Here is a 12,178-nt window from a genome sequence, read left to right as displayed (position 1 = left end):
GGCCGTGGCCGCCGGCCCCCCCCCCTGCGACCGTTTGGGGGCCGCGGGGGGGGCCGGGGGGGCCCGCGCGGCCAGCCGGTTGGGGCCATGTGGGGGGGGGGGGGGGCGGGGCCCCCCCCCCCCCCACCAAAAGGGGTGAACGGTCGTAACTTTCCCGTGCGAGGCGCGTTCGGTCGCGCTAAGAGATCAAGCGGTCACCACACGTGATGCGCGGGCCCGAACCGGCCGTCAGCCGTTCGGGTAGGCCCAGGCGTTGGGGCGGCAGTCGATTCCGTCGTGGTCGACGAATTTCGTCTGCTGTTGCATGACCGGGGCGAGTTCGCCGTCCTTGTCGCAGGTGACGTGGTTGTAGCCGATGCGGTGACCGACCTCGTGGTTGATCAGCATCTGCCGGTACGCGTGGATCGCGTCGCCGTACGGCGCGGCGCCCTGGGCCCAGCGGTACGCGTTGATCATCACGCGCTGGGTGGCGGCCGAGTCGCAGGAGACGTTGTCCTCGGTGGTGTCCAGGCCCGACTTGGCGCACCACTCGGCGGTGGTGCCGGGGCTGGCCAGCGTGATGACGAAGTCCGGTCGGCCGGATTCGATGCGCTCGAAGGTGCGGGCGCCGTTGTGGGCCCAGCTCCGGTTGTCGTTGAGGGTCTTCTGCACGGCCTCGGCGAAGAGTTCGCCGTCGAGGCCGAGCCCCTGCTCCACGTCGATGCGGTAGGTGTACTTCTGCCCCTTCCCGGTCCCCTTGGCGATGCCCGGGATCGCGTCGAACTTCCCCGAGGCCTTGAGGGTGGCGCCGAGCGGGTACGTCTTGCCCATCTTCTGCTCGTACGTCAGCGGTTTCGCGGACGCGGACGCGGAGGGCGTCGGCCGTTCGTCGTCCCGTGACGCCGGGTCGTGGGCACCGCGGGCCTGGTCGGTGGCGGACTGCGCGCGCATGTCGCCCCCGTCCGAACCGTCGGCGACCTGACCGGCCACGACGACGGCCAGCACGGTGGTGACGGCGGCCGCGGCGATACCGGTGAAGGTCCGGCCCTTGGCCCCCTTGACCGGTGCGGGTTCCCCCGTGGGCGGCTCGTCGTCGGCGTCCGCCTCGGCACCGGCGGGGATGCCGCCGCCTCCGGAGGCTCCCCCGTCCGCGGCGCTCCAGTCGGTGACGGAGGCGTACGGGTCGGCGGGCCGCGCCGCCCCGGGGGTACGGCCTCGGGGGCGGACCGCGAAGACGTCGTCGTCCGCGCCGAAGGCGTCCAGGTAGTCCTGCCGCGGCCCTTCCGCCGACCCTTGTCGCTGCCTCGGGAAGGGCGAGGCCGGTGCGGACGGCGAGGGCGGCGCGAAGGACGCGGGGGCCCCGGTGCGCGGTCCCGCCGCCGGTCCGTACCCGGCACCGGGGCGCGCGGCCGGCTCGCCCCAGCCTCCGCCGGGTTCCCGCTGCTCGGGGTGACCGCCCCGGACCCGCGGCACACCGTGGGCCGGGGTGCCGTCGGGGTATCCGGGGACACCGTGGGCCGGGGTGCCGTCGGGGAACCTCGGGACGCCCTCCGCGGGCGTACCGTCCGCCGTCCGCGGAAAACCGTGGGCCGGCGTCTCGTCCGGGAATCGCGCGGCAGGGCCTCGCCCCGGGCCGGGACCGGGACCCGCGTACCCCTGGCGGGCACCCGGGACGTCGCCCGGTACCGCCCCGCGTGGCGCCGCACCGTCGGTCCCCTGCGGCTGATGGGGCCACTGTGGCTGAGGCTGATGGGACCCTTGGGGTCCTGGTGACCCATGTGACCCATGCGGCCCCTGTGGCCCCTGTGGCCCCTGTGGCCCGTACGGCCCTTGTGGCTCCTGCGACGGCCCGTTCGTCCGACGCGGATCGGGCCGACCGGCCCGGTTCTCACGTGTTGCGGCGGTGTCCGCGGCGTCTGCCTTGGGGGCGGGCCCGCGGCGGCTGTGGCGTCCCACGTCGCGCCTCAGCCTCCTGTGGTCTGGTTGGCGGGCTCGCCGTCGACGGCCCCGTCGATCCTCTCGCCACCCGCCGGCTTCCCGGTGCCCACCGTGTCCGCGAGGAGCTCGCGGAACGCCGTGGCCACGGCCTCCGGATACTCCATCATCGCCACGTGTCCCGCGTCCGGCAGGGTCAGCAGCCGGGAGTCACGGAAGGCGCGGGTGGCCCGCTGGGCCATGCGGTAGCCGACGAGTTGGTCCCGTCCACCGTAGACCAGGAGCGTGGGGGCGAGAACCCGCTCGGCCTGTCGCCACAGTCCGTGCTGGCCGCCCACCGTGTACGCGTTGACGAGTCCCCGGGTGGAACGCGCCATCGCGTCCCAGAAGTACGGCAGCCGCAGCCGCCGCTCCATCTCCTCCACCGCGTTGCGGAAGCCTTCCGGCGTCACCCGCCCCGGGTCTCCGTAGCAGAGCGCCGTCACGCCACGGACCCGCTGCTCCGCGGTCCACTCCCGGGTGAGCCGGTTGAACAGCGGAACCACCCCCGGCAGCGCCAGCAGCCCCGTCGGTACGGCGCTGCGCTGCACGCGCATCTCCGGCAGCGCGGGCGACACGAGGGTCAGCGTCCGCACCAGGTCGGGACGGACTGCGGCGACGCGGGTGACGACGGCGCCGCCGAGCGAGTTGCCGAACAGGTGCACGGGACCGCGCCCGGCCGCGTCGAGGTGGCGGACGACCGCGCGCGCGTGGCTCGTGATCGAGTAGTCGCCGTCGTCCGGCGGCGGGGAGTCCCCGAAGCCGGGCAGGTCGAGGGCCTCGCTGTGGACGACGCCGTCCAGCAGCGGCATGAGCGCCGACCAGTTCTGCGAGGAGCCGCCGAGACCGTGGACGTAGAGGGCGGGCGGCAGTCCCTCGCGGGCGGGCCGTCTCGACCGCACCGTCAGGGTGATGCCGGGGAGCTGGACCGACCTGAGCCGCTCCCCGTCCGCGACCTTGACGGCCGCGACCTTCGGCAGCACGTTGGCGGGCGGCACGGACGGCGGCTCGGTCGAAGGCATGCGGCAATGTTACGAGACGATCACGCAGTGGTTCATGTGTTCGCCGTCACAAGCAGTGCTGCGGCGGCGCGCCGGCGGGGTACGGATGCCGTCGGCCCCGGGACCGGACCCGAGGCCGGGCGCGGGACCCGGGCGCGCAAGACCGGGACCGGCGACGCATGGCGTCCGGATCGGGTGTCTCCTAGGCTCGTGAAGTGGGCACCCGCGTGTGACCCCTGCACCCCGGGGACGTCCGTAGGAAGGGAGCCCAGCATGACCGTCGACCCGACCGACCCCGACACCTTCGACGACGAGGCGCAGGCACCGGATCCGGAGGACCGCGACGTCGAGGCGCCCGACGCCGACGCCGCCGAGCAGCGGGCGGACATCGGGCAGGAGCGCGACGAGCCGCTGACCGGCGTCGAGCCGGACCGCGCCAACGAGGCCGACCTGGCCGAGCAGGCCCGGGTCGTCTCGCACGACGAGGACGACTACCGCTGAACACCCCTGAAGGGAGGCCGATCTTTGCCCGGTCTGGCCCTTTTTGAAACCTGTTGTGCGGCTTTCGCCACCGTCCGGTCCGTGAAATTCTGCGCTCGCAGCACACACACCACGGTTACCGAAAAGTACGATGTCGACGCGGCGCACACCGCACGAGGACGACTATGGGAGGCGGCGTGACAGCCATCGAGCAGACAGAGGCGGTACGCCCGCGGGGCACACGCCTTCCCCGCCGAGCCCGACGCAACCAGCTGCTGGGCGCCGCACAGGAAGTGTTCGTGGCCCAGGGCTACCACGCGGCCGCGATGGACGACATCGCCGAGCGCGCCGGCGTCAGCAAGCCGGTGCTCTACCAGCACTTCCCCGGCAAGCTCGACCTCTACCTCGCCCTGCTGGACCAGCACTGCGAGGCACTCATCCAGTCCGTGCGCAGCGCGCTCGCGTCGACCTCCGACAACAAGCAGCGCGTCCGGGCGACGATGGACGCGTACTTCGCCTACGTCGAGGACGACGGCGGCGCCTTCCGCCTGGTCTTCGAGTCGGACCTGACCAACGAGCCCGCCGTGCGCGAGCGCGTGGACAAGGTGACGAACGAGTGCGCCGAGGCGATCTGCGACGTCATCGCCGAGGACACCGGCCTCTCGCGCGCGGAGTCGATGCTGCTGGCCTCGGGACTGGGCGGTCTCGCGCAGGTGGTGGCGCGGTCCTGGCTGCACAGCGACCGCAGCGTGCCCCGCGACCAGGCGGTGCAGCTGCTGACCTCGCTGGCCTGGCGGGGCATCGCCGGCTTCCCGCTGCACGGCACCGAGCAGCACTGAGGGCCGCGGCGCCGGTTCTGTTCCCGTCGGCTGTTCGCTCCTGGCGTTCTCCGACGCTGCGTGTACGTCCCCTCACCGGGCTAATGTGTGCTGGTACGGCGCGGAAGATCGCGCACTTACTGACCGTCGGAGGGACATAGCCGTGGAGGTCAAGATCGGCGTGCAGCACGCGCCCCGCGAGATCGTTCTGGAGAGCGGTCAGAGCGCCGAGGAGGTCGAGCGCGTGGTGGGCGAGGCACTGGCCGGCAAGTCGCAGCTGCTGAGCCTCGTGGACGAACACGGCCGCAAGGTCCTGGTGCCGGCCGACCGGCTCGCCTACGTCGAGATCGGCGAGTCGGCCCCGCGCAAGGTGGGCTTCGGCACGCTGTAGCCACCGGACGCGGGACGACGGACTTGAGAACGGGTGGGGCCCGGCGGTGACACACCGCCGGGCCCCACCCGTCTTCCCGTTCTCGGACCCGCCCCCACTCCCGTTCACGGGCGGAGCACAGTGCACCCACAGGGGGAGGATTGCATTCCGCAGGTCAGGGGTAAGTCGGCTGTGACCGTTTGGGGCAGGCCGGCCATGTGGGAGGGACCCAGACATGATCTTGGAAGCGCTCAGCGCCGCACTCCTAGGCCTCGCTCTGGCATGGGCCGCCGCGCACCGTCTGTCCCACCGCCTGCCCGCCCCGCTCCTGGTCCTGCCGACCGGCATCGCCGGGGCCCTCTTCGGAGCGTTCGTCACGCACACCGCGCTGGGTGCCGGGGGGCTCGTGCTGGTGCTGCTGGGTTCGGCGACGGTCTCCGCGGCCTCGCTGTCGCTGCTGCTGCGCCCCGCGGGGAGGCTCCGTCGCAGTTCGGCGACCGCCTGACCGGCAGGCCGCCGTACCGCGTCGGCCCCGGGTGACGGCGTCAGGCCCGGGCAACGGCGCCCGGCCCAGGTGACGGCGTCAGGCCGCCAGACCCAGCGCCGCCATCCGCTTGGTGTGCGCCTCGGTGATCCGGGAGAACATCTTGCCGACCTCGGCGAGGTCGAAGCCGTCCGCCACCCCGCCCACGAGCATGGTCGACAGCGCGTCCCGGTCGGCCACCACCCGCTGGGACTGCGAGAGCGCCTCCCCCATCAGCCGCCGCGCCCACAGCGCGAGCCGCCCGCCCACGCGCGGGTCGGCGTCGATCGCCGCGCGCACCTTCTCCACGGCGAAACCGGCGTGCCCGGTGTCGTCGAGCACGGCGAGGACCAGTTCGCGGGTGTCCGTGTCGAGGCGGGCGGCGACCTCGCGGTAGAAGTCGCTGGCGATGGAGTCGCCGACGTAGGCCTTGACGAGACCTTCCAGCCAGTCCGAGGGGTCCGTCTGCTTGTGGAAGCCGTCGTAGGCGGCCACGAACGGCTCCATGGCGCCCGTCGGCTCCTCGCCGATCTCGGCCAGCCGGTCGCGCAGCCGCTCGAAGTGGTGGAACTCTGCCGACGCCATCTTCGCCAGCTCCGCCTTGTCCGCCAGCGTGGGCGCCAGCTTGGCGTCCTCCGCGAGCCGCTCGAACGCCGCCAGCTCGCCGTACGCGAGCGCGCCGAGCAGGTCCACGACCGCGGCGCGGTACTGCGGGTCGGCCGCGGCCGTCGCCCAGTCGCGGGCGGCGACCGGGGTGGCTCCGGCGGTACCGGCGGTACCGGCGGTCTCGGCGGGGGCGTCTGCGGCGGTGCCAGGCTTGTCAGAGCTCGTCATGCAGCGCACAATAGCCCGCTCTTCGGCGGTGGTAAGGCCCTGGTCAGTCAGTGTGACGACGACTACGTGAGCAAATCGGCCATCGCGTGTGCGCGAATCCGGGGTATGGTGGTAATGCGCCTGCCGAGTATGTGACGTACGGGTACGTGACATCGTCGTCGGGCCGCACGCATGAGGATGCCCGGTCGGTGGCCCGATCGGCTCCGACCCGACAGCCCTCCCTGCCGTACGCCACACTGCGTACGGAATCCGGAGGGGGACCCTCAGTGGTACGAGCGCTGGAGCGTCGACAGAGGTCCCGTGTCCTACGGCTCACCCGTAAGGCAGCCGACGTCCCCGACACGGTCCGGCACGACCCGCGCGCTCGCCTCGCACCACGTACACAGAAGAGGCAGCACCCTGACTACGACGTTCCGATCCCTCGGGATCCTCCCCGAGACCGCCGAAGCCCTCGAAGCCGTCGGCATCACCGCTCCCTTTCCGATCCAGGAGCTGACGCTCCCCGTCGCCCTCTCGGGCACGGACGTGATCGGCCAGGCCAAGACCGGCACCGGCAAAACGCTGGGCTTCGGCCTTCCGCTCCTCGAGCGCGTCACCGTCCCCGCCGACGTCGAGGCGGGGCGCGCGGCGCCCGAGTCCCTCACCGACGCTCCGCAGGCCCTCGTCGTCGTCCCGACGCGCGAGCTGTGCCAGCAGGTCACCAACGACCTCCTGACCGCCGGCAAGGTCCGCAACGTGCGCGTCCTCGCGATCTACGGCGGCCGCGCCTACGAGCCGCAGGTGGAGGCCCTGAAGCAGGGCGTCGACGTGATCGTCGGCACCCCGGGCCGCCTGCTGGACCTGGCGGGCCAGAAGAAGCTGAGCCTGAAGCACGTCAAGTGCCTGGTCCTCGACGAGGCCGACGAGATGCTCGACCTGGGCTTCCTGCCCGACGTCGAGAAGATCATCAACATGCTGCCGGCCCGGCGCCAGACCATGCTGTTCTCGGCCACCATGCCGGGCGCGGTCATCGGGCTGGCCCGGCGCTACATGTCGCAGCCCACGCACATCCGCGCCACCTCGCCGGACGACGAGGGCGCGACGGTCGCGAACACGAAGCAGTTCATCTACCGCGCGCACAACATGGACAAGCCCGAGATGGTGGCGCGCATACTGCAGGCCGAGGGCCGTGGACTGGCCATGGTCTTCTGCCGCACCAAGCGCACGGCGGCCGATCTGGCCGACCAGCTCAAGCAGCGCGGCTTCGCCTCCGGCGCGGTCCACGGCGACCTCGGCCAGGGCGCCCGCGAGCAGGCCCTGCGTGCCTTCCGCAACGGCAAGGTGGACGTGCTCGTCTGCACCGACGTCGCCGCGCGCGGCATCGACGTCGAGGGCGTGACGCACGTCATCAACTACCAGTCGCCGGAAGAGGAGAAGACGTACCTGCACCGCATCGGCCGCACCGGCCGCGCGGGCGCGAAGGGTACGGCGATCACGCTGGTCGACTGGGACGACATCCCGCGCTGGCAGCTGATCAACAAGGCGCTGGACCTGGGCTTCAACGACCCGCCGGAGACGTACTCCACCTCCCCGCACCTGTACAGCGACCTCGGCATCGCCGAGGGCACCAAGGGCGTCCTGCCGCGCTCGGAGCGCACTCGCGCCGGGCTGGACGCGGAGGAGCTCGAGGACCTGGGCGAGCCGGGCGGCCGCGGTGGCCGCGGGCGTGGCGACCGGGGTGGCCGGGGCGGGCGCGACGACGCGCGTTCCGGCGACCGCGAGCGCGACCGTTCGTCCCGTACGACGCCGCGCCGCCGCCGTCGGATGCGCGGCGGTGCGCCGGTGGACGCGGAGGCCTCCGTGACCCCCGCGGCCGAGGCCGTGACCGGTGGTGCGGACAGCGCCGCCGAGGTGGGCACCGACGACGTCACGGGTCCCCGCACGCTGCGCCGCCGGCGCCGTACGCGCAACGGTGAGCCGTCGCGACGCCCGGAGACCGCCGCGACGCCCGACGCCCCCGTGACGCGGGCCGCCGAGGACACCGCGCTCGCGCCTTCCGGGGCGACGGTCGTCGAAGCGGTGGAGACCACGGAGGTCGCACAGGCCGCGGAGGTCGTGGAGGCCCCGGCGAAGCCGCGCCGCCGCCGCACCCGCAAGTCGGCCGAGGCCCCGGCCGCGCCGCTGGAGACCGCTCCGACGGCGACACCGACGGCCCCCGAGGAGTCGATCGTGGCTCCGGCCGTCGTCGAGGCCCCGGCGCCTGTCGAGGCCGCCGCCGAGAAGCCGCGCCGCCGCACCCGCAAGGCCACCGCCGCCGAGGCGACGGTCGACACGGCCGAGGGAGCGACCGAGCCCGCGTCCGATCCTGCCGAGGCCAAGCCGCGCCGCCGGACCCGCAAGGCGGCCGAGCCCGCCGTGCAGACTCCGGACGCCGAGACCGAGGCCGAGGCGAAGCCGCGCCGCACCCGCAAGACGGCCGCCACCAAGACGGCCACCGCCAAGGCAGAGGCCGCGGCCGACACCGCCGAGGCCGCGGAGGCGAAGCCCAAGACCCGCCGCACCCGCAAGGCCGCCGAACCGACCGAGGTCACCGAGGCCGCGGCCGGCATTCCGGCGCAGCCGGAACAGGCTCCGGAAGCGGCCGAGGCCAAGCCGCGCCGCACCCGGAAGGCGGCCGCCGCCAAGACGGCCACCGCCAAGGCAGAGGCCGCCGCCGACACCGCCGAGGCCGCGGAGGCGAAGCCCAAGACCCGCCGCACCCGCAAGGCCGCCGAGCCCGTCGTCGAGGCTCCGGACGCCGAGGCCGAGGTCAAGCCGCGCCGCACCCGCAAGACGGCCGCCACCAAGACGGCCACCGCCAAGGCAGAGGCCGCCGCCGACACCGCCGAGGCCGCGGAGGCGAAGCCCAAGACCCGCCGCACCCGGAAGACGGCTGCGGCCGTCGAGGCCGCCGCCGAGATTCCGGCTCAGGCTTCGCAGGAGCCGGAGACCGCGCCGCGGCGCCGGACCCGTAAGGCCGCGGCCGCCGTCGAGGCACCCGCGGCGGAAGCCGACACGGCGGAGGCGAAGCCGAAGGCCCGCCGCGTCCGCAAGACGGCCGCCGCCGCGCAGCCCGCGGAGGCCGGCGAGAGCTGATCCGCGCCGCTCGTCCCAACGCCGTCGGCCCGGTCCCGCGATCCACGCGGAGCCGGGCCGACGGCGTTGGGCGTCGTCGCCGCCGTGCGCATCGCCCGATAGCCTCTGCCCGTGAGCAGGAACGCCGCCTTCAGCCCGCCCCCGGACGCCCGCGCGTACCGGCTGCGTACCGAGCGCGGTGAGTTCGCCGTCGTCGACTCGCCGGTGGCCGCCGGGGTCGCGCCGAGGGGTGTGGTGATGATGCTGCCCGGCTTCACGGGGAGCAAGGAGGACTTCACTCTGCTGCACCGGCCGCTCGGGGCGCGCGGCTACCGCACGGTCGCCGTGGACGGGCGGGGCCAGTACGAGTCGGACGGGCCCGAGCACGACGAGGCCGGGTACGCGCGGGCCGAACTGGCCCGGGACGTGCTCGCGCAGGCCGCCGCCCTCGGGACGCGCCTGCACCTCGTCGGGCACTCCCTGGGCGGCCAGATCGCACGGGCCGCCGTCCTGCTCGACCCCGCCCCGTTCCTGTCCCTGACGCTGATGTCCTCGGGCCCGGCGCGGATCTCCGAGTCGCAGCAACAGCGGGTGAAGCTGCTGCGGGACGCGCTGGACACGATGACGATGGCGGAGGTCTGGAACGTGATGCAGGCCATGGGACCGCCGGAAGAGGTGGGCGCCCCGGCCCCCGCCCACGGCCCGGAGGACCCGGTACGGCTGCGCGAACGCTGGCTGGGCACCAGGCCGGCGCAACTTCTCGCCACGGGACGCCAGTTGTGCACCGAGCCGGACCGTGTCGCCGAGCTGGCCGCCGTGCCGCTGCCGATCCACGTGCTGTCGGGCGCCTACGACGACACCTGGCCCGTGCCCCTCCTGGACGAGATGGCTCGGCGGCTGGACGCGCGCCGGACGGTCGTCGCGGGCGCCGAGCACTCCCCCAACACCGACCAGCCCCTGCCGACCGCCCGCGCCCTCGCCGACTTCTGGGACGACCATCCCGTGCCGCCCCGGCCGTACGTGCGCTGAGAGGCCACGGCGGCTCTCCTGCGACTTGCTCCGCCGGACAGGCGCTCCGCCGGACAGGCCCTAGTACTGAGCCCGCAGGTGCTCCCAGAAGCCGTCCCGCAGCGCCCGGCGCAGGTCGGCCTGGCCGCGCAGCGAGTACTGCAGCAGTCCCTCGGCCTCCACCAGCAGGTCCTGGTCCACGGAACCGGGGAGGTAGGGGTGGCCGGGCAGCAGCTCGACCAGGGACTCGCGCCCCCGGGCCGCCAGCCATTTCGCCGCGATCTGCGCGCCCACGAAGCGGACGTCCTCCCGGGCGGGGCGGGTGAGGCCCGTCGCCTCGACGGCGGCGCCCGTGCGCCGGGAGACGTACGGCTTGAAGAAGTCCAGGTCGAGGGTGCGCTGGCTGTCGACCTCCCAGAGCAGCGGCTCGGCCTGGTTGCGGCCCTCGGGGGCCTCGATGCCCCACAGGTGGACGCGGGCGCCGTACCCCTGGGCGGCCTCGACCGCCGACACGAGGTCCTCGTCGCCGCCGAGCAGGGCCGCGTCGCTGATGGCGCGGTGCCGGGCGAGGGACTCCAGGTCGGTGCGGATGAGGGAGTCGACGCCCTTCTGCTGGTTGTTGGCGTTGAGGTTGCCCAGGCGCACCTTGACGTCCGGCAGCTCGGCGATGGACTGCTGTTCGGCGGTGTGGATGCGGCGGCGGGCGCCGTCGTACCAGTACACGCGCAGCAGGCGGCTGTCCGCGAAGATGGTGCGGGCCCTGTCGATGAGGGCCTCGATGAGCCCCTCGGCGTCCAGGTCGAAGGCCCGGCGGTCCTCGGTCCCTGCCACCAGTCGCCCCGCCGCCGCGTACAGGTAGCCGGCGTCGACGAAGATCGCGTGGGTGGACGGGGTCTTCGCCACCTCGGCGAGCATGCGCTGGAGCAGCTCGTTCGTGCGATCGATACGAGCGTTCAGGGGCGCGAGGTCGTCGTTCATCGCCTCCATTGTCCCGGCGGTCACGCTACGAACACAACCGGTCCCGGTCAGTCTTGTACAAGACACCTGTCGCGCGGTAACAAGCGACTTACTTGTCAGTAATTAGTCGTGCGAAAAATTTCCTTAGCGTAGGGAATGTTTGCAGAGGGCATCCCGTTGACCACTACGGAAGCCCGGGCACCGACGACCCAGGAGCCACACCAGTAGTTCTCCTCAGGAGGATGACCAGATCAAGGGAGAGGCCATGCGCTTTGAAGTCATGCGACTCGACGACGTCGACGGGACCCCCGTGGACACGACTGTCGTGGACGCCGCCTCCGTGAACCGCATCGTTCAGCAGGCCGCCGCCATCGGGCAGCGCCTGTGGATCCGCCCCGCCGAGACCTCGGCCTTGTAACGCGGACCGTTCGCACATGCTCAGGGCCCCCGCACGGAACACCGTGCGGGGGCCCTGTTCTGTGCGCTCACGCGCCCTGGATCACCTGGGTGACGCCGTTGATGATCTGCTGCACGGCGATCGCGGACAGCATCATGCCGGCGAGGCGGGTCACCAGGACCACGCCGCCGTCCTTGATGACCCGGATGATCAGCAGCGAGTACCGCATCACCAGCCACAGCACCACGTGGATGGCGAGGATCGCCGCCCACACCGAGACCTGCGTGGTCACGCTGTCCGCCTTCTGCACGGCCAGGATGACCGACACGATCGCGCCGGGCCCGGCGAGCAGCGGCATGCCCAGCGGTACGAGGGCGACGTTGACGTCCTTGGTCTGCTTCGGCTCGTCCGTCTTGCCGGTGAGCAGGTCGAGGGCGATCAGCAGGAGCAGCAGCCCGCCCGCGATCATCAGGGCGGGCACGGACACGTGCAGGTAGTCGAGGATCTGGTGCCCGAGCAGACCGAACACCGTGATCACACCACCGGCGACGCAGACGGCCTGGAGGGCCATCCGCTTCTGCACCTTGCCGGGGCGACCGGAGGTGAGCGCGAGGAAGATCGGGGTGATCCCGGGGGGATCCATGATGACAAAAAGGGTCAGGAAGAGGGAGCCGAAGACGGCGACGTCGAACATGGGTGAGCTACTGGCCTTGCGGAGGAGTGGAAAGTGGACGTGCGGGAGGT

12 protein-coding genes are annotated in these 12,178 nt (G+C 72.9%); 7 read left to right on the top strand and 5 right to left on the bottom strand.

The genetic code is table 11. The features are described from left to right. Window positions 1-228: 228 nt before the first annotated feature. Both ACFYZ3_RS08775 and ACFYZ3_RS08770 read right to left on the bottom strand, forming a co-directional pair. Window positions 229-1,935 (bottom strand): DUF3152 domain-containing protein, encoded by a 1,707-nt coding sequence (locus ACFYZ3_RS08775; RefSeq protein WP_388514837.1) that lies wholly within the window; start codon window positions 1,933-1,935, stop codon window positions 229-231. Between the two features lie 8 nt (window positions 1,936-1,943). Further along, window positions 1,944-2,975, bottom strand: a complete 1,032-nt coding sequence (locus tag ACFYZ3_RS08770; RefSeq protein WP_388514836.1) for an alpha/beta fold hydrolase — start codon at window positions 2,973-2,975, stop codon at window positions 1,944-1,946. 252 nt (window positions 2,976-3,227) lie between these two features. Here ACFYZ3_RS08770 and ACFYZ3_RS08765 point away from each other — a divergent pair, with 252 nt between their 5' ends. From ACFYZ3_RS08765 to ACFYZ3_RS08750, 4 genes are all read left to right on the top strand, one after another. Then, window positions 3,228-3,455, top strand: a complete 228-nt coding sequence (locus tag ACFYZ3_RS08765) for a hypothetical protein (RefSeq protein WP_361004023.1) — start codon at window positions 3,228-3,230, stop codon at window positions 3,453-3,455. A gap of 176 nt (window positions 3,456-3,631) precedes the next feature. After that, window positions 3,632-4,273: a TetR/AcrR family transcriptional regulator gene (locus ACFYZ3_RS08760; RefSeq protein WP_030400709.1), complete on the top strand. Its 642-nt coding sequence runs from the start codon at window positions 3,632-3,634 to the stop codon at window positions 4,271-4,273. Window positions 4,274-4,415: 142 nt separating this feature from the next. Further along, entirely contained in the window at window positions 4,416-4,643 is a 228-nt protein-coding gene (locus tag ACFYZ3_RS08755; protein WP_361004020.1) for a DUF3107 domain-containing protein, read from the top strand. A gap of 214 nt (window positions 4,644-4,857) precedes the next feature. Continuing rightward, on the top strand, window positions 4,858-5,127 hold the full coding sequence (locus tag ACFYZ3_RS08750; RefSeq protein ID WP_388514834.1) for a hypothetical protein: 270 nt from the start codon (window positions 4,858-4,860) through the stop codon (window positions 5,125-5,127). A gap of 78 nt (window positions 5,128-5,205) precedes the next feature. On the opposite strand, the gene ACFYZ3_RS08745 is transcribed toward ACFYZ3_RS08750, so the two are convergent. After that, on the bottom strand, window positions 5,206-5,979 hold the full coding sequence (locus tag ACFYZ3_RS08745; protein WP_388514833.1) for a ferritin-like domain-containing protein: 774 nt from the start codon (window positions 5,977-5,979) through the stop codon (window positions 5,206-5,208). Between the two features lie 492 nt (window positions 5,980-6,471). Between ACFYZ3_RS08745 and ACFYZ3_RS08740 the strand changes: the two genes are divergently transcribed. Then, the gene (locus ACFYZ3_RS08740; RefSeq protein WP_388514872.1) at window positions 6,472-9,093 is read left to right on the top strand and encodes a DEAD/DEAH box helicase; all 2,622 of its coding nucleotides are present in this window, start codon (window positions 6,472-6,474) and stop codon (window positions 9,091-9,093) included. Between the two features lie 111 nt (window positions 9,094-9,204). Then, on the top strand, window positions 9,205-10,101 hold the full coding sequence (locus ACFYZ3_RS08735) for an alpha/beta fold hydrolase (RefSeq protein ID WP_388514831.1): 897 nt from the start codon (window positions 9,205-9,207) through the stop codon (window positions 10,099-10,101). A 60-nt stretch (window positions 10,102-10,161) separates the two neighbouring features. Here the strand turns inward: ACFYZ3_RS08735 and ACFYZ3_RS08730 are convergent, their stop codons facing one another. After that, window positions 10,162-11,058: an NYN domain-containing protein gene (locus ACFYZ3_RS08730; protein WP_388514830.1), complete on the bottom strand. Its 897-nt coding sequence runs from the start codon at window positions 11,056-11,058 to the stop codon at window positions 10,162-10,164. A 244-nt stretch (window positions 11,059-11,302) separates the two neighbouring features. Here ACFYZ3_RS08730 and ACFYZ3_RS08725 point away from each other — a divergent pair, with 244 nt between their 5' ends. Next, entirely contained in the window at window positions 11,303-11,455 is a 153-nt protein-coding gene (locus ACFYZ3_RS08725) for a hypothetical protein (RefSeq protein WP_037837350.1), read from the top strand. A 67-nt stretch (window positions 11,456-11,522) separates the two neighbouring features. On the opposite strand, the gene ACFYZ3_RS08720 is transcribed toward ACFYZ3_RS08725, so the two are convergent. Continuing rightward, window positions 11,523-12,128 (bottom strand): MarC family protein, encoded by a 606-nt coding sequence (locus ACFYZ3_RS08720; protein WP_003973815.1) that lies wholly within the window; start codon window positions 12,126-12,128, stop codon window positions 11,523-11,525. Between the last annotated feature and the right edge of the window lie 50 nt (window positions 12,129-12,178).

The organism is Streptomyces sp. NPDC001599 (assembly GCF_042893535.1).
Classification (GTDB): Bacteria; Actinomycetota; Actinomycetes; order Streptomycetales; family Streptomycetaceae; genus Streptomyces.
The sequence above is the reverse complement of the archived record's forward strand: the minus strand, read 5'-3'. Positions and strand labels throughout refer to the sequence as shown.

Coding starts and splice junctions, on each gene's coding strand:
- ACFYZ3_RS08730 (WP_388514830.1), bottom strand. CDS start 11,058: ATGAACGACGACCTCGCGCCCCTGAACGCTCGTATCGATCGCACGAAC.
- ACFYZ3_RS08770 (WP_388514836.1), bottom strand. CDS start 2,975: ATGCCTTCGACCGAGCCGCCGTCCGTGCCGCCCGCCAACGTGCTGCCG.
- ACFYZ3_RS08765 (WP_361004023.1), top strand. CDS start 3,228: ATGACCGTCGACCCGACCGACCCCGACACCTTCGACGACGAGGCGCAG.
- ACFYZ3_RS08745 (WP_388514833.1), bottom strand. CDS start 5,979: ATGACGAGCTCTGACAAGCCTGGCACCGCCGCAGACGCCCCCGCCGAG.
- ACFYZ3_RS08720 (WP_003973815.1), bottom strand. CDS start 12,128: ATGTTCGACGTCGCCGTCTTCGGCTCCCTCTTCCTGACCCTTTTTGTC.
- ACFYZ3_RS08750 (WP_388514834.1), top strand. CDS start 4,858: ATGATCTTGGAAGCGCTCAGCGCCGCACTCCTAGGCCTCGCTCTGGCA.
- ACFYZ3_RS08725 (WP_037837350.1), top strand. CDS start 11,303: ATGCGCTTTGAAGTCATGCGACTCGACGACGTCGACGGGACCCCCGTG.